9 protein-coding genes are annotated in these 18,102 nt (G+C 35.4%); all 9 read right to left on the reverse strand.

All coding sequences use genetic code 11. The features are described 5' to 3' along the window. Positions 1 to 30: 30 nt before the first annotated feature. A complete protein-coding gene (locus tag VP395_RS05290) occupies positions 31 to 1,737 on the reverse strand; it encodes a polysaccharide lyase (protein ID WP_346240700.1) in 1,707 nt (568 codons plus the stop codon). A gap of 36 nt (positions 1,738 to 1,773) precedes the next feature. Then, the gene (locus tag VP395_RS05295) at positions 1,774 to 2,436 is read right to left on the reverse strand and encodes a DUF3826 domain-containing protein (protein ID WP_346240701.1); all 663 of its coding nucleotides are present in this window, start codon (positions 2,434 to 2,436) and stop codon (positions 1,774 to 1,776) included. A gap of 25 nt (positions 2,437 to 2,461) precedes the next feature. Beyond that, the gene (locus VP395_RS05300) at positions 2,462 to 4,162 is read right to left on the reverse strand and encodes a pectate lyase family protein (protein WP_346240702.1); all 1,701 of its coding nucleotides are present in this window, start codon (positions 4,160 to 4,162) and stop codon (positions 2,462 to 2,464) included. A gap of 92 nt (positions 4,163 to 4,254) precedes the next feature. After that, positions 4,255 to 6,228, reverse strand: a complete 1,974-nt coding sequence (locus VP395_RS05305) for a RagB/SusD family nutrient uptake outer membrane protein (protein ID WP_346240703.1) — start codon at positions 6,226 to 6,228, stop codon at positions 4,255 to 4,257. A 19-nt stretch (positions 6,229 to 6,247) separates the two neighbouring features. After that, entirely contained in the window at positions 6,248 to 9,589 is a 3,342-nt protein-coding gene (locus tag VP395_RS05310) for a SusC/RagA family TonB-linked outer membrane protein (RefSeq protein ID WP_346240704.1), read from the reverse strand. A gap of 212 nt (positions 9,590 to 9,801) precedes the next feature. After that, positions 9,802 to 11,820 (reverse strand): aceric acid hydrolase, encoded by a 2,019-nt coding sequence (locus tag VP395_RS05315; protein ID WP_346240705.1) that lies wholly within the window; start codon positions 11,818 to 11,820, stop codon positions 9,802 to 9,804. A 7-nt stretch (positions 11,821 to 11,827) separates the two neighbouring features. Beyond that, positions 11,828 to 14,317: a pectate lyase family protein gene (locus VP395_RS05320; protein ID WP_346240706.1), complete on the reverse strand. Its 2,490-nt coding sequence runs from the start codon at positions 14,315 to 14,317 to the stop codon at positions 11,828 to 11,830. Beyond that, positions 14,318 to 16,651 carry a DUF5703 domain-containing protein gene (locus VP395_RS05325; protein ID WP_346240707.1) on the reverse strand — a complete coding sequence of 778 codons (2,334 nt, stop codon included), beginning with the start codon at positions 16,649 to 16,651 and terminating at the stop codon, positions 14,318 to 14,320. Positions 16,652 to 16,663: 12 nt separating this feature from the next. Continuing rightward, positions 16,664 to 18,100 (reverse strand): sialate O-acetylesterase, encoded by a 1,437-nt coding sequence (locus tag VP395_RS05330; RefSeq protein WP_346240708.1) that lies wholly within the window; start codon positions 18,098 to 18,100, stop codon positions 16,664 to 16,666. Positions 18,101 to 18,102 lie beyond the last annotated feature (2 nt).

Here is an 18,102-nt window from a genome sequence, read left to right on the forward strand (position 1 = left end):
TTGTCTTAACAATTACTATTGTTTTTGAAATTATTGCAATAGCCCATTTGGCAGTTTCGCCAACGTATCGCTATTATTCTCAGATTTTGTCCAATCCACCTTTTGTGTTGGATCTATACCATTAATATACTTTTCAATATTGGTGTAACCATCACCGTTCAAGTCTTTATTGGCATCAGAAGCATCGTTAGGATTTAAACCATTGGCTTTTTCCCATTTATCAGACATTCCATCATTATCAAAATCTTTATAAGGTTTTCCTTTATATTCTGGATAACCCCCAACTTGATCAATACTGGTAATAATACCTTTTTTATACGAATCGGCAGGTAATCTTCGTTTCACAAATTCCTTTCCAATAGTATTTTCTAACCCGTCTTTATATTCGATTTTACCTGTTCTAACGTAATTAATTACCCTAGTATCAACAGCATCTCGTTTAGGCAGTGTTGCACCTACATTATTTAAAACAAAATCAAAAGCCTGTTTAGCATCCATTATGGTAAGGTTTGCCATTTCAAATGGTTTGTCTTGTTTAATAAGTTCTAAGTACTCTTTAGCTTCTTCAAATGAACGGTCTTCAATTTGCACACCACCATTCCAGTTATTCTCTGTTACACTTGGAACCCCATCTACATAATTTCCTGAAACGTATGCTCTACCAAAGGTCTTTGGTTCCATGTAACCTGATTCTGGTTTTAAAATCCTATATCGAATAGGTTTATCCTCTGGTGTAATAGGTCCTGGTTTGAAATAGTTGTTGATGATGTTAAACATAGAACGGTAATCACCACCATCTAGCGAGCGGTTCCACCAATTGAATAACACATTATTCACAAAATTGAAACTACCATACATACCAATAGAAGGGTTTCTAGAAATATTATTCGCCCATAAATTTCTAATAAACATACTGTTTAAACCGCCAATTGTACTACCAAAAGCATGATTGTATGTATCTAAACCTTCAGAAGATATAGTGTTTTGAATGGTAACATTTACTGCTGGCAACTTTTCTAATTTCGATTTTTCATTCGCTTGAAATTGGTGCCTATACAATGAAATATTTTCATCTAATCCCCAACTTACCGAACAATGATCGATAATAACATTGCCTATGACATTACCTCCCAAAGCATCATCTCGTCGAGTAACATCGGTAGCACCTCTACGAAAACGCATGTGTCGAATGATAATATCGTGTGTGTCTAATAGTAAAGATTCGCCTGCAATACAAATACCATCACCGGGTGCTGTTTGTCCTGCTATAGTAATATAAGGCGCACGAACACTAATTGGAAGTTTTAACTTAATAATTCCAGATACGTTAAATACAATGGTTCTCGCACCAACCGCTTCACAAGCTTCTCTAAGAGTTCCTTTACCTGAATCTTCTAAACTAGTAACTACAAATATTTTTCCACCTCGACCACCGGGTGTGAATGCACCACCGCCTTCGGCTCCTGGAAATGCTGGAATATCTGCTTTAATTAAATCTGCAGGATATTCAGCCCAAGGAATGTAAGGACGTCCTAGTTTTGATTCTTCAACAATAATATTATAATTAGCCTCCCAAATTTCTTGTAATCTTGCTTCCTCTTTAGCTAAAATAGCATCAGTTTTGGCTTGAAGCGCTTCAGGAATATCTGGGTATTGTGCAAATACTGGTTGTACTATTGTAAAAAATACCGTAGCTACAAATACTTTTTTGATTAGACTAAATTTCAAGTTTTTCATTTTAATAATTAATTTTCAGGAAAATTAAACAGTAACTTATTCTTTGGATTCGGCTTTTTTGCGTTCCTCGATACGCTCATACCAACCGTCTCTTTCTTTTTCTAAATCGTAACCTTGTTCCGATAGGTAGTTATTGATTCTTCCTTTATATTTACCGAACCACGCATGTTTTTCTTTAGATGAACCACCATCTATAGCATACTCTCTAGCTTCTTTTAGGTTATTATAAATATAATCTTTTTGTTCTTGAGTTAAACTTGGTATCATTTCTAAAAAAGCGGCATAGGTTTTAGGTAGCACACCATAAGTCATACCATCTTTAACTGCTTCAATTTGTTTCTCGCTTAGCTGAGATTCTAATTTTTTTATATAAGATTTGTGTAATTTGCTGATTGATTTATCAGCTTTAGATTTCAATTTATCTATTTCAGAATCTTGTTTTTCTTTTGATAAATCACCCTTTTTTAAAGCTTCAATTTTTGCATCCCTTTCATCTTGAAGCTTACTTAAATTACGGTATTGTTCTGCAATAATGTTGGTAACTACCTTTTCTTTTTCAGGATTTTCCAACTTCAATTCATCTACAATTTTAGCAGCACGCTCATTGGTTACTTTTATATATTCTGGATCTAAATGTTGTTGTGCCTGAATATTTACAAAGACTAAAAGCACAATACTTAAACATAATTTTCTTAACATGATTTTTATTTTTTTTAAATGAACCCTATTTTAAAAGTGGATCATTTAAAGTTTCTTTATTGTTACTTAAATCTTTCCAATCTATTTTCTTCTTCGTATTGATGCCATTAATATATGCTTCAATATTTGTGTACCCATCTTTATTTAAATCACCTTTTGCATCGGATGCGTCGTTTGGGCTTAAACCATATTTCACTTCCCATACATCAGGCATCCCGTCTTTATCAGTATCTAAGTATGGTACTCCTTTATACTCTGGATAACCACCTACTTGGGCAATATCTGTGATGATACCGTCTTTATACGAATCGGCAGGTAAACGTCTGTGCTTAAACTGATAAAAAGAGTTTGGATCAAGCCCTTCAACATATTCTGGCTTTCCTGTTTTTACAGTTCTTGCAATTCTTTGATCTACAGCATCTCTAATTGGAAGAGTTGCCCCAGCGTTTTTCAACACAAAATCATAAGCTTTTTCTGCTGTTATGATATTCCTAAACCATGGCATAGGAAATGGCTTGTTGGTTTTCATAGCGGGGAAATAAGGCTTTGCTTCATCAAAAGTCATTAATTCTCCATTTTTCCCTTCTATCTGTACACCACCATCCCAATTATTATTGGTTACTTTTATATTATTTTCAACAATGTTACCATCTACATAAGCACGACCAAAAACCATATGATCTAATTTACTTCTTCCTGCTTCTGGTTTTAGAATTCTATAACCAATTGGATCTTTAATTGAAGTAACCGGACCTGGCTTAAAGTAGTTGTTTATAATGTTATATGTTGCTGTATAATCGCCTCCATCTACAGATCGATTACTCCAATTAAATACAATATTATTTACAAAGTTAAAAATACCATTCCATCCAATAGATGGGTTTCTGCCAGCATTATTCGCCCACATATTTCTAATAAAGGCACAGTTTTCACCACCTAAAGTGCTTCCAAAAGCATGATTATAAGTATCTAAAGCTTCACCAAACAAGCTGTTTTGAATAGTGATATTGACCGTAGGTTTTTTTTCATCTTTATAGTCGGCACCTGGGCTGTACATGTGTCTGTAAATAGACATATTTTCATCCAGTCCCCATGTTGCAGAAATATGATCTAGCATAATATTTCCAACAGGGTTTCCGCCAATAGCATCGTCTCTTCTGCCTACAAACGTTTCGCCTCTACGAAAACGCATGTGCCGAATAATAACATCGTGCGTATCTATCCAAACCGATTCTCCTGCTACACAAACACCATCGCCTGGTGCTGTTTGACCTGCTATTGTTATATAAGGCGCCCGAATAATTAATGGTGTTTTAAGCCTGATAATACCTGCTACGTTAAAAACAATAACTCTAGCTCCTCCTTTTTCGCATGCTTCACGCAAGGTCCCTGGGCCTCTATCTTCAAGGCTGGTAACGGTGTAAACGTTACCTCCACGACCACCAAAAGTATACATACCTCCACCTTCAGCACCAGGGAAAGCAGGTATTTCTGCTTGTGGCAAATCGGTAGGCCTTCCTGCCCAAGGCAAATAAGGTTTCCCCTCTTTCTCTTCTTGATCAACAATTATTTTAGCCTTTTCCCAAGCCTCGTCGGAAAGCCTGTAAGCTTCAGATTTAATAAATTCTTCTTTCGCTTTATCTTCTGCAGTAAGTGAAGGGTATTGAGCATATGTATTACTTGCTGCAAGACATAAAATAAATAAAATAAAATTACTCTTTTTCATTATTGTTTTTTGTTTTTAAAAAAAACACCTGTATTTAAAACAAATACAGGTATTTTCATTTTAAATAATTAATGTGAATTAATTACTCCAAATTAGTTGTATGGAATAAATGAACCTCCCCATCCTTGTGTTTGTTGCAAATACGGTGCCGTATCTAATAGATTTTGATAAATTCCAAAGAAATAATATTCGTTATACCATTTAAAAGTATATCCTGTAGCATCAACATCATCTTTTACAACAACCTCAAAATGGTTATCATATAAGTAATCCACATACTCTGCATAAGTAGTTACTCCACTAGGATAGGTGGTTGCATCCCTATTTATAACAGGAGCGGTACTCCCTTTAAATGGATCTGCAAATCCTGTGTAAAATGTAGATGCATCTCTCTTTGCAAAAGTATAGTACCCTTGTCTCCTAGAACCTTCTATAGGTGTTTGATTTAATCTAGTACAGGTACCAAAATCATCATTATACAGCAACCAACGTCTTAAATCATGAAAGCGCTTATTTTCATAAGCAAACTCTACCTTTCTTTCATTAATTACAGCTGCAAAATGTTGGTCTCTAGTAGTTACGCTGGCTAAACCATAATCTCCATCGCCATTTGTAACACCTGCTCTAGCTCTAATAGATTTGATATAACCTTTACCTTCTGATAATTTATCGGCTCCTATAGCAGATTCAGCTAAATTAAGGACTACTTCAGCAAAACGTATTTCCATATAATCATCGCCGTTGTTTCTATATGAATTTGTATTCGTTGACGTATTATTAGCAAACTTTCTTAAATAAATTCCAGTTGTGTGTAATGGTGCATCTGTTGCAATTTTCGGCCCACTAGGATTTGCTACGAAAGGAAACCAATAGTAAGTCCAATTTTTAAAATTCGTACTCTCTTTATAAGGCCATATACTACCATTATAAGCAAAAGTATGGTAAAAACGAGGGTCTCTATTTCTATAAAAATGGCTAAGATTACCATTTGGGTTATACGGGGCCCCATCTTTCATTGGAAACGCATCCATAATGTTCTTTGTTGGAGTTATACTTGCATTACCTCCTTGAACTCTAGAACGAGTTTCATATTCAGTATGATTGTTTTTCAGAATCATTCCTGAATTTGCAGCAAAATTATTGAACCCGAAAGCGAAAATAGATTCCTTTCCATTATCCTTAAACCACATGTTTTGCCAGTCTGCATCTAATCCCTTTCCTGCGGCCAAACAAACGTTATAGGCCTCTAAATTCGCATCATAAGCACGTTGCCATCTCGCTTTGTCGTCTGTTCTGTTAAATAACGGGCTTGCCCAAGTTAGCAATACACGACCTTTTAAAGCGGCTGCGGCTGCGGCCGTTATTCTTCCTGCATCTTCTGCGGTATATGGTCTGGCGTTTTGAAATGATGTTTGCGACTTGTTTAAATCTGAAACTATTTGATCTATAACTGAAGCTGCGGAACTTCTAGGTGTTTGATTTATTGGATCATCAGCCGTTAATGGCAGTTCTTCTAAAACAACAGGAATCCCACCATATAATCTTACCAATTCAAAATACTGCCATGCACGCCAAAAATACAATTGCCCCTTTAATTGATTTTTAAAATCTTCTTCAAGCCCCGTGTATTTATCAACGTTATTAAGATATAAATTACAATACCTTATTCTTGTATATGCATCATTTTGCGGATTAGTTTTTACTGGTTGACCTAATGATTTTAAGCAGTTATTGTTTAAAGGTGATATTTCAGACCAAACTTTATTAATATCTACTTCTCCCGCAACCTCATCTGTTGCTTTTGTAAAAATAGTTGCATTTCCATTCCCAGGAACATCGGAATTATCAGTTGCTGATTTTGACCACATAGTCATGTTTACATTTCCATTGGGCAACATCAAATTGTACAAATAATCTACATAGTTCTTAGCTAAAGATTCGTATTGAAATATTTCAACATCAACTTTTTGATAATTTTTCTTTTCTTCAATAAAATCTGTACTACAGCTACATAAAAGCACTGTACCTAAAAGTATGAACAGATTTATTATTTTGATATTTTTCATGCTTTATATTTTTTAAATTTTAAAAACCAATATTTACACCTAAAGAATAGGTTTTTAACACAGGATAACTGTCGTAACCCCCATAAGGACTCAACCCATAATCTTTGTAAGGATTGAATAAAATAAATGGGTTCATAGCCACTAAATTCAACCTAAAACTACTTACTCCTACTTTTTCAGTCAACGATTTAGGTAATGCATAACTCAAGTTAATGTTACGCATTAACAAGCTAAAACTACTCACCTGCCAAAACTTAGAACTCACTGTATTTATTCCTCCTTCACTACCTTGAGTACCTCCATTTATTTCTCGAGAAAGGTTTGGTATAGTCCCCGAAGGATTTAATTCCTCGTGATACATATTACTCCAAAATGCAGGTCTGTTTTGATAATTACCTGTAATTAGATTTGAAGTAAAAGGGGTTTTAGCACTTCCAACTTCTCTATAACCTCCCCAATTTACACTTAAAACGGTATTTAAACTTAAACCTTTGTATCCTAACTTAATTGCGGTAGAAAAACCTTGAGGGCCTTTTGCTGGTTTATTTAATTGAATTCTGTCATTCTCATTTACAACTCCATCTTTTGGTCCAAAAGTTCTGGTCTCAGGATCCCAATCGCCTCGAACATCTCGATAGTACAACATACCTGGTTTAAGATTTGCTGCTGCTATTCCTAAAATGGAAGTAATTCCTGTTTCGGAAACATATGCATCAATATCCGCCTGTGTTTTAAACATACCCAAATAGTCATAACCCCAAGTTCCTATATCCGAAGCTCCTGGCTGATTAGATTCCCATGGCCTCCAGTTTCTCTCGTTAGTAAAATTACCTTCAATTATATTATTATTATACCAACCCGAAATAACCGTTACAGCATAGTCAAAATCTTTTCCAACAGAATCGCTCCAACCTACGGATATTTCAGTTCCCCAAGTATCGGCTCTACCTGAGTTTGAAGAAGCTGCAGCACCACCAACAGTAAACGGAACACCAGAATTTAAATTAATTAACAAATCTGTTCCCATATTATAAAAGGTTTCTGCACTTGCCGATAGTCGGTTATCAAGAAATCTTGCCTCAAAACCAAAGTTGGTTTTAACTTCCTTTCCCCATCTCACACCAGGGTTTGCTATTCTATCAGGAGATAACCCTGCAGACACTGAAGAGTTGCCCCCAAAAACAGCACCACCTGTAGTTTGAGTGCTAAAATTTTGTCTCCACTCCCATGCTCTGGTATCATCTTTACCAACTAGACCTACTGAACCCCTAAACTTTAAAAAGTCGATGGTATTTGATTTAAAAAAGTCTTCTTTAGATATAATCCAACCACCAGATATAGAATAGAATTTTCCCCAATAATTTTCAGGTGCGAACTTTGCAGAGGCATCTGATCTAAACAAAAATTCAGCGTAATATTTACTATCATAATTGTAATTAAATCTTCCAATATATCCTAAATCACCCGATTCATATCGCCAATTATATGTGTTTTGAGTATCAAAATTGCCGGTAGTTTGCCAAATCATACCATCTGCATATTCTGGAACACCAAATTTAATGATACGCTCTTGATGTTCAAATCTTTCTGATTTTTCAATAGCAAACAAAGCAGATACGCTATGCTTACCAAAATCTCTATCAAAAGTCGTTTGAAAACGTAATTGCTCATTACCATTTTTATAATTATCTATAAGCAACCTATCGCCATTCACTATCTCATTTTCTATCCTAACGGTATTTGTTCCAAGTGGCCCAGAACCACTTTCATACAAAACGTAAGTTTGTCCTGGAGTTCTTGTGTTATCGGTAAGGTCATTATCAGCACCATAAAACTCATATAATTTAAACTTAGTACCCAATTGACTTCCGCGAGCACCTCCTTCTTGACGGGAGTAACTAGCTTTAATCTTAAAACCTTTAACAAATGGCAAATCGTACTCAAAATTTAAATTTAAACCTACATTATTGTCTGCACTTTCAGCTAAGTTTTGTAACCTTTGAATTTCACCATAATGAAATCCTACTAAAGCGTCATTTCCACTTGAACCAATTTGTAATGCTGGTAAATCATTTATATACATTGGCAAAAATGGCGCCCTATTTTGCAATTGTCTAAAATCATTTTCTTCATTCTCACTTCCAATTTTACTAGTGGTTTTACTTTCATCGGTAAAATATCCTGACACCTGAAAATCAGCTTTAAAGCCTTTAGCCAAATTAATATTTGTACCTGCTCTAAAAGACCAACGATCGTAATTTAAAGTACCTAAATTTCCATCTTGGGTGTAATACGACATGCCCCCAAAATACGTAGCGTCCTCGCTACCTCCAGTCATATTAAGATTATGTCTCTGAGTTCCCGCCGAAGACCAATACTTATCTAAGGCATTATAATTAATAGTCTTAAAATGCTCTAGTTCTGCAGGCGAAAAGAAGTAATCACTATTAGGCGCAGGATTTGTCGGATCGTACGTTTGACGAGCTCCATTAGGTCCGTTCATAATATTAAACACCCTACCAAAATCATAAGCACTTAGCATTTTATGACGATAGGTTTCATCAGCCATCGAAAAATTCCCTGAATAAGAAAACTTTGCAGGCCCTTTTCTACCTCTTTTAGTCGTTACCAAAACCACCCCTTGCGCTGCCCTAGAACCATAAATTGCTGCAGAGGCATCTTTTAAAAACGAAATACTCTCAATCATAGAAGCATCCAAGGTGTCAAAAATCGTCGAGTCGCTCAAACCTGTATTAGGGTCAATTTGAACAACACCATCAATAACATATAGTGGGCCTCCTGAAAACCTATCTTTCGCTCTAATATTATTGCCTGTAACTGGGTTACGTATGGTGATTTGGGCTGGTGCCCCCGGTCTTGACTCTCCTCCCGAAACACTAACCCCTAAAACACGCCCTACAAGCGCCGAAGCCAAGTTACCCACAGGTAGGTCTTCAATATCTTCTCCTTTTATAGTAGCTACAGATCCCGTAACAGCCTCTCTTTTTTGAGTACCATAACCTACTACAACGACTTCATCTAGCGACTCGGTATCTTCTTTTAACGACACATTAATCACAGATTTCCCTTCCACAGACACCTCTTGTTTTTTCATTCCTATAAAAGAAAAAACTAAAATGCCTTTAGAGTTTACAGTTAGGCTATATTTACCATCAAAATCTGTAACTACACCGTTATTTGTACCCTTTTCAATAACGTTAACACCTGGCACAGGAACCCCTGAGACATCCACTACCGTACCAGTGACATTTTTTTTACTGTTTGCATCTTGTGCAAAACCTGCCAGACTCATCAGACCGAAAAGCAACAAAATGCATGTTTTGGTAAACGTTTTTTTCATACTTATTTGTTTAGTTTATAATTGTTTAGTTTATTGCGTTAATTAGTAATCGACTACTCAATGATGGTAATTAAGTTGCTAATATTACTAAATTAGCAATATTTAAGTGTTATTTTTGTACGGCGACCGATTTCATAAACACCTTTTAAAAAAAATAATGGGTTAATTTATATTTTTATTTCATTATATAAATAAGAATACATCTTTTATTTTCAATAAGGCATCCAAACGGTCATTTCTCTTTTTAGTCTATTTCCCCAACTAAAATATGGCACCAATGTTATTCCAATACTCTTTTTTGATAACGTTATTGGTTTATATAAAGCTTGATTCCAATTTTCGGCATCAACAAACCCCTTTCCTTCAATCGCGATTACCTCTCTATCGTTTATCGCTATTTTCTTAGTATTGAAATTCGAATTAATATCTAAAACAACAGTATTTATATCAACTTCTTTTGAAATATCTTCAGTCTCTAAACAATATACCACAGGCCCCCTTTTTACAGCGATTTGGTTTTTGGTTTCTTCAACTAATGGGTTTGCTTGCATTAATTCTACAGGCATAGGAATATTAAGCTCTATAACATCTCCCTTTTTCCAATTACTTGAAAGTTTTGCATAAGAACCAGAGATGGCTCCACCATCAAACATTTTTTGATTTATAGAAATTGATGCGTTTCGGCTCCATCCAGGTATTCTTAAGAAAATAGGATACGTTCCTTTGGGTGCTTTTACAATTTTTAAAACAATTTTACCATCCCAAGGATAATTGGTTTGTTGCTCAATTTCTATTTTTTCACCATTTAAAGTTACCGATTTTAAATGATTACTACCATACAAATTAACATACAATCCATCTTTAGAAAGGTTGTATGCATAATTGCTAACTTGAGCCAATGTACGCGTTACATTAGGAGCACAACAATTAGACCACGTAATATACCCTTCGCGTTCATGCCCCCAACGTTGCTTAAATGGTAACTTTTCTGAAACATTTAATGGGTTGTTATAACAGAATTCTGTTCCTTCAAGACTTACTCCAGACAGTACACTATTATAAAGTGCCAACTCCATAACATCGGTATACTTAGCATCTCCAGTAAGTTGTAGCATTCTCCAATTCCAAAGCACATTACCAATGTTAGCACATGTTTCGGTATGTGCCGTGGCATTTGGCAATTGATATGGCCTACCATAAGCCTGATGTATTTTTTGTACTTCGGTAGGATTATAAGATGTTCCGTCTGGTGAAACACCATCATATAAAGCACCGCAACCTCCTGTGATATACATTTTTCTATAGACCACATCTTCCCAAATAGACTGAAGATTTTCCATCAATTTTTCTTCACCAGTTTCGGCATATAAATCGGCAATACCAGCATACAAGTAATTGGCTCTTACGGCGTGCCCCATGGCTGTGGTTTGTTCTCTAAACGGAATACGGTCTTGGTTATCATCGGTTCCATCATTAGTGGTTCCTCGTATATCTATTAAATTATTAGCTAATTCTAAATAGCGTGGGTCTTTAACCGTACGGTACATTTCTACAATACCCATGTAATGTGACGGACAAATAGCATTTCGTGCCAATTCTGGTGATGCTTTTTTATAAAAATCATATAAAAAATTCGCTACACCTTTGGCTACTTCTAAAAAATTGGTTTTACCTGTTGCTCTATAATGAATGCAGGCAGACGTCATTAAATGCCCCATATTATATTTCTCAAAACCTAATTGTTTTTTAAGCTCTTCTGCTCCTAAAGTTCCCCAACGCTCCTCTATTAAAACAGGTGTATTAATGTAACCATCTGCCCTTTGAACTTTGGCAAACATAGCGATGGCTTCATCCATTTGTTTATCTAATTCAGGATTTTTTGTAATCGCATAAGCAGACGCCATTCCTTCTAATATTTTATAGAAATCGCCATCATGAAACGAAGGTCCCGCATGTTTTCCTTTCATTTGTCCTGAAGCAATTTTGAAATTTGCATAGGCATGCGTAATGGAATCGTTATGATACAAATCCCACATGTAAGGCAAGGTGCTTTGGGTTTCAACATCGAATTGTTCTTTCCAAAACCCATCTGTCCAATGTACATCTTGCAGATTGACACTTTTTAGTTTGGTGTAAGGGCTGTTAGTATTCGCTACCAAGCCTTTATCTTGTGCAAAAACAATCGCATTTAAAACTAAAAAACTAAGTATTAATATTTTGTTTTTTTTCATAACTATCTTATTTCACATATACATTTACTGTACGACTCATAGAATCGCCCTCATCATCAATTACTTGAATTTTAAAAGCGGCTAATCCTTTTTTATCTGTTTTAAATTGAAGTTTTCCTTTATTTAAAGATACATTTCCGTTTTTGACTGCGGAAAAACTATATACTGGATTTAATTCATAACCTCTAAAATAATCAACTAAAGACAATTCTAATTGTTCTCCTAAATTTACAAAATAATGTGGTTGCGCCATCCAATCTAAATAATCATCTAATTGTGTAAAACCATCTTTATCATCATCTGAATTTGTATCTGAAAAATCTCCTGCTTTTGAATTTTCATTTAAACCATGAGCTTGCTCCCACCAATTTGGCAAACCATCATGATCGGTATCCCAATTTTCTGGACGTGTTTCACTTTTAAATTCTGGAAAACCTCCGGCATCTGCTTCTGTATCGATCATACCCGGATAACCACTTTTACCTCCTTTAAATTTATATGTGCCATTAAGTGTTTCTTCAATAATTCTAATATCTCTTTTATCTTCAAATGGTTGATTCGCTCCCACATCTGAAAGCACATTTTTATAGGCTGCTTTTGCAGATTGCGTAGTTACATAAGACTCGAAAAATGGTTCATCAACAAAGGTTTCATAATCCACCTTTTCGTTGTTTTTGATTTTTGAACGTCTACCCTTTTCTTGAGTATCTAAATCAAAATGCCCGGGCATTACGTTTCCATCAAAGAAATAACGCTGACTGCCTTTTCCAACACCTTCGTGGTCTGCTGTTAAGGCAAAAAACAAATCTGTTGAAGGTCCGGGTTTGTAATAGTTGTTTACGAAATTCACCTCATTTGCTCCACCATCCGTTGTTCGGTGTCCCCAATTATACACGACATTATTTCTTATATCTAAACGACCAGAATAATACCCGTCTCCATTTAAGCCTCCACCCATACTCCAGTTTCTTCCGTAGTTATGTGCTAATAAATTATGATGAAAACTTCCAATATCGCCACCAATAGTAGCTGCATAACCATGCATTTTACCACCTTCATATTTGTCGTGCCCTGCCACATTTAATGCTTCTGATATAAAAGTACGCTGTAACGTAATATTATGTGCCCCACGAGAACTAAACGATTCATCTATAGTCCAACAAATGGAGCTGTGGTCTATAATACTGTAATTTGCTCCTGTAAGCCCCATACCATCAAAAGTAGTTCCAGAACCGATTCTAACTTTTAAAAACCTAGCAATACAATCGTTACCTGTAATACCAATAGGTGCTCTAGTAATTGTTATTCCTTCTCCAGGCGCTGTTTGTCCTGCAATTGTAATATAAGGTTGATTTACAACTAATCTTGACTTTAACTGAATATTACCCGACACATTAAAAACAATGGTTCTGGGGCCTATTTCTTGATTTACTGCATCACGTAAACTGCCAGGACCATCATCATTTAAGTTGGTAACCTCAACCACTTTTCCACCACGACCACCAATAGCAAAACGACCGTAGCCTTCGGCACCTGGAAATGCTAATTGCGCGGGTTTAAACGACCATGCATTTCCTTGTGTTACATTACCTTCAGCATCAACCTCATCAACACGCCAATAATAAGTGGTCATACTGTATAATCCAGTTACTGAAAATTCGTTTTTGGTTAATTTTCCTTTATATTCTTTTGAGTTTTCATTAGCTTCTAAAATGGCTTTTTCATCTTCTCCAAAGTATAAATGATGTGCCAAAGTTCCACTTGGTGATTTCCATTGCAGGTTTAATTCACCATTTACAACCACATGTTCATTGGCATTTTCAGGTTGTGGTGTATGAGCTTGTTTTTTTATATCTGGGGTATCTATTTCAAAACCATTAATTACGATTTCTTCAATATAGAAAAGGGATCGAAAATGTGCATTGTATTCAGGGTTTAAATCTAGAACAAAAAGTATCTCAATATCTTGATTCTTTTTAACATTAAAAGTAAGATACGCCGTTTCCATTTCTGGCTTTGAAAACACCCTATTACTTTGTTTAATCTCTTTTTCAAGCTTATTATTTACATAAATTTTAATACCTGGGAAAAACTTGGTTTCAATTTTATCGAACGTATTGTGAAACGTAAGTAAGGAATGTTGCCCTTCTTTCAAACCACTTATAGTCATTCTTAAACTATCGCCAGCAACCAAACCATCACTTCCTAACCTATTATAGTGAGGTGCACTCATGCCTAACTTAAACCATTTGGATCTGAAATTTCCCTTTAGCTTGACTTTAACATCATTAAATATTTTTTCATCTTCTTTATTATCTCCAATAACCCACGATTGATATAAGGGATCACTAACTTCTTCTGTTCTTCGCCCTGAGAAATCAAAATCAACTTTTACAATTTGCTTTTCCACTTTAGCATTATTGTCTTGACACTGCACATTTAAAACTAATATTGCAGACAAGGCTAAACAACTTAATAGGTTTTTAATCATTTTCATCTAATTCAAATTTATTTTTTCGTTTATACTTAATTCCAACAGGTTTTGAATATCAGCTCTTCGTGCTTCTGGAGTTACTTTGATAATTTCCACTTTTCCGTTTTCAAGCTTTACTTCAACGGTTGTATTTTGTGAAGCATGTAATTTAAAATGCACGTTCCAGCGTTTTGGCCATGCAGGAAACAGATATATTTTTCCATTAGCTTCTTGCAATAACATTTCCTGCATCCCTATCATACCTGAACCACCCCAATTATGGTCAGGCACCCAATCGAAACCAGGCCCCCAAAAAGCTGGAAATCGTCTCCCCGAATTTACCATTTTAAATAGGGTGTATTTTGAAGCTTCATCTTTTAAACCTAATTTTGCAGCCATTATATTATCTTGTTTCCAGCCTACATGACTTCTAAATTTCCGCAAATCCTCATCTAAAAAATAGGTATTTTGAGCCACTTCTAAATCAGGTTTTCCAACACCGTAAATTTCCCATGGGTAAACAGGATACAATTGTGCTGCTTCTGTATTATTGATCCGTTCCCACGATTTTGCAGGTGATAATACATTTTTATGATTGATTTCTCTAAAGTTTAATGGTGGAATACGTGTTTGTAATGCTTTTAAATATTCAAATTCTTCTTTAGTTAAATCTTTAGAAGATACTTTTAACAACTTTTCTGAGATTACTTTTAAAGCTGAAATAGTACTATTGGCATTGTTTGCCATTTTATAAGTTTCGACGGCAGAACCCGGATACAGAACCAAATGCCCATTAGCATCTAAAGATTTCCTTCCTCGCTTTTTAGCTAAATATTGATAGTGTTCATCAAAAAACCGCAAGCAACTTAAAATGAAACCATTATATTTTATAACATCTTTATTGGCGTACTCATTTTGTTCCAGCATCATTTTACAAAACTCAAAAACGGTGTCCCACTGATATTCCAACCAAGCATTGTATTGCATGCCGGGGTCGTAATCTTTGGGTCGTTTCCATTCGTATTCAGCAGGGTTTGGCAACCCGAAATTTTCTAATTGTTCGGTAAACGCTGCGCCTTCGTGATTCCAATATGCTTTTGTACGCAACTCTGCATTTTTTTGTAAGGTTAAATAATAATCAAGTTGTGAATCCATCATATCAAAATCGCCACTTTTAAGCATTGGAAAATATACCAAGCGTTGGTTTTGCTGCGTCATGGTACCACCGCCCCAATTTCTAAAATCGGGTGTGAAGTTTAATTCTGGATTGGTAAAAACGGGGTCGTAGGTGAATAAACCACCATTAAATTTTGTTGGGTATTTTCCGTAGGCATTACATCCTAACATGTACCGAAACAACTGGTAATTTTGTCCTATTTGAAAAACTGAATCCTTTTCTGTTGAATCGCTTTTTAGCGTGTAAATAAAACTGCGATTCCAGAAATTATTCCACCAAGTTGCAGTTTCCTTTTCTGCCTTTTTTTCTTTTGATTTGTATGTTGAAATTTCATTACTCAATCCTTTATTCCAATCATTAAATTGTTCCGATTGATTGGTGTGTAAATACAGTTTTAGTTGATGTTTTTTACTTGGTTTGATGCTTTCTAAACTGTAACCTTTAAAATCGGCATCAATATATTTACCTGTATATGTTCCCACAGGTTTCATATTAGAACCTTTCATAAAACCACCAAAAGTTAAATCTTTTAACGGATTCATCATTTGGTCTTTAACCGATTCCATTTTTTGTTGCTTCACCGTTACGTCAAATACCGTTTCTTCTCGGTTTCTATGATAAAATTTCACACCATCATTTTCAAAACAAATGGAATCTTGATAGGTAATAATATCGCCTTGTGGCGCCCATTTATACGAGTTAGCATTATTAGCTTTTCCTTTAACTTCTCGGCTTTTATAACGCCAACTTTCATAAGAGGCTTTCATTTTTAATGGTGTTTCACTTTCTAAATCCATGTGTATTACAGGATTAAAAACATCAACCCAAAGTTTAATTTTGGTGTGATTTTGTTCAATAGAAATGTACCCGTCTTTTAGCCTTAATTCTTGTTTAAAACCTTTATTATCATTAAAAGGATTGGGTTCTAATTGCACTTTTACGCGTCCTAATTTTAATAAGGTATTATGCTCATCAAACGTGCCACTTCTGGAGACATAAAAATACAAATCGCCTTTTTCAACCCAGACATTCAATCCAATATCACCACCACCCAAAGGCATAGATTGCGATGAGTTTTCACTTTGTGAAGTCCAAACTTGGTTGTAATTTTCAAGTACAGGCAGTTGTGCCTTTACAAAAAGCGACAAACAAAAAATCAAAAAAACCACAAACTGCTTCATCTAAAAAAAAAATTAGTCTTTATACCAAGTATCAGTTCTAAAAGAGGACATAGGCAATCCACCAACACTGAAAATTTCGGCTGTTGTAAAATCTTTAAACAAATAGCGAACCGCAATCGGTTTTTCAACTCGTGCTGAGGATAGTAAAACAGATTTTCCCCTTAATACCACTTGGGCTGGATAAAATACTTGGTCCTCTCCTGCAATTTCAAAACCTAAAACTTCTTTATTGTAAGATGTAATACCATTTGGTACGTTGTTGAAAGATACGGTTATGGTACTTCCTTTTATTTCCATAGCATTAAACTCTGGACTTTCATATTCAAATCCATCAATACCATACGTTTTTGCCAACGCTAAATAGGCTAATCTGCCACCTCCTTTTTGCTTATCAGCTGGATGAATGTTGTCTTTTTCACCAATATCCATAATGACCGCCATGGCAGAATTTGGAATTTCTTTTGAAGCCTTTAATTGTGCTTCTCGTAAATAAGCCGAATTATACTTTTCTAAATAGATGTTTTTATGGTAGCGTGTATAATCAAATGGTGCAATTTGCACAAAGTAAAAAGGAAATTCATCTTGGTTCCATAACCCTCGCCAACTTGAAACCATTTTTTTAAATAAGTCTTTATATTCAAATGGTCTATCTCGGTTTGATTCCCCTTGATACCAAATAGCACCTTTAATGCCGTAACCAATTATTGGCGACAACATACCGTTAAACAAGGTAGTTGGCTCGCGGTTTGGCGCTTCTTTAAAATCTTCCTTTTTTGTTGGAATGGTGATATTTTTAAAGTCTTTAAGCATTTCAGCATTCATCCAAGCTTCTACATTCGAACCGCCATAAGACACTTCAATCAATCCCACCGGAACATTTAAAACCTTTTGAATTAAGCTTCCAAAATACCAAGCGGTTGCACTAAAATTACCGGTGGTTTGTGGTGAAGCCACTTGCCAACTGCCCTCAAAATCGTCAGTTGGAGATAATACGGTTGCTCTGGGCACACTTATAAACCTTATGTTGTTATTTGCAGAATTTACTATGGCTTCATTGCCTCCCAAAACTGGTTGCCCCATAAAACCTTTTAATGGCATTTCCATGTTGGACTGACCAGAACATAACCAGACTTCGCCGATTAGCACATTTTTAATGGTTTTAGTTTCTGAACCTTCTTTAATAATAATCTCATAGGTTCCTCCAGCTACAGGTGTTGTAACTTTTGTTTTCCATTTGCCTTGTTTATCTACGTTTACTTCATAGGTTTTAAAATCCCACGATGTTGTAATCGCGATTTTTCCATTTTTTGTTGCCCAACCCCAAATTGGCGTTTCCATTTGTTGTTGTAGCATCATATTATCGGTAAATAATGCTGGTAATTTTATTTCAGCATGCATCTGAAATAATGCTGAAAAGCAAAAAACTGCAATGATAATTAGTTTTTTCATGT

This window comes from Mariniflexile soesokkakense (assembly GCF_039650365.1).
In the GTDB taxonomy this organism is placed as follows: Bacteria; Bacteroidota; Bacteroidia; order Flavobacteriales; family Flavobacteriaceae; genus Mariniflexile; species Mariniflexile soesokkakense.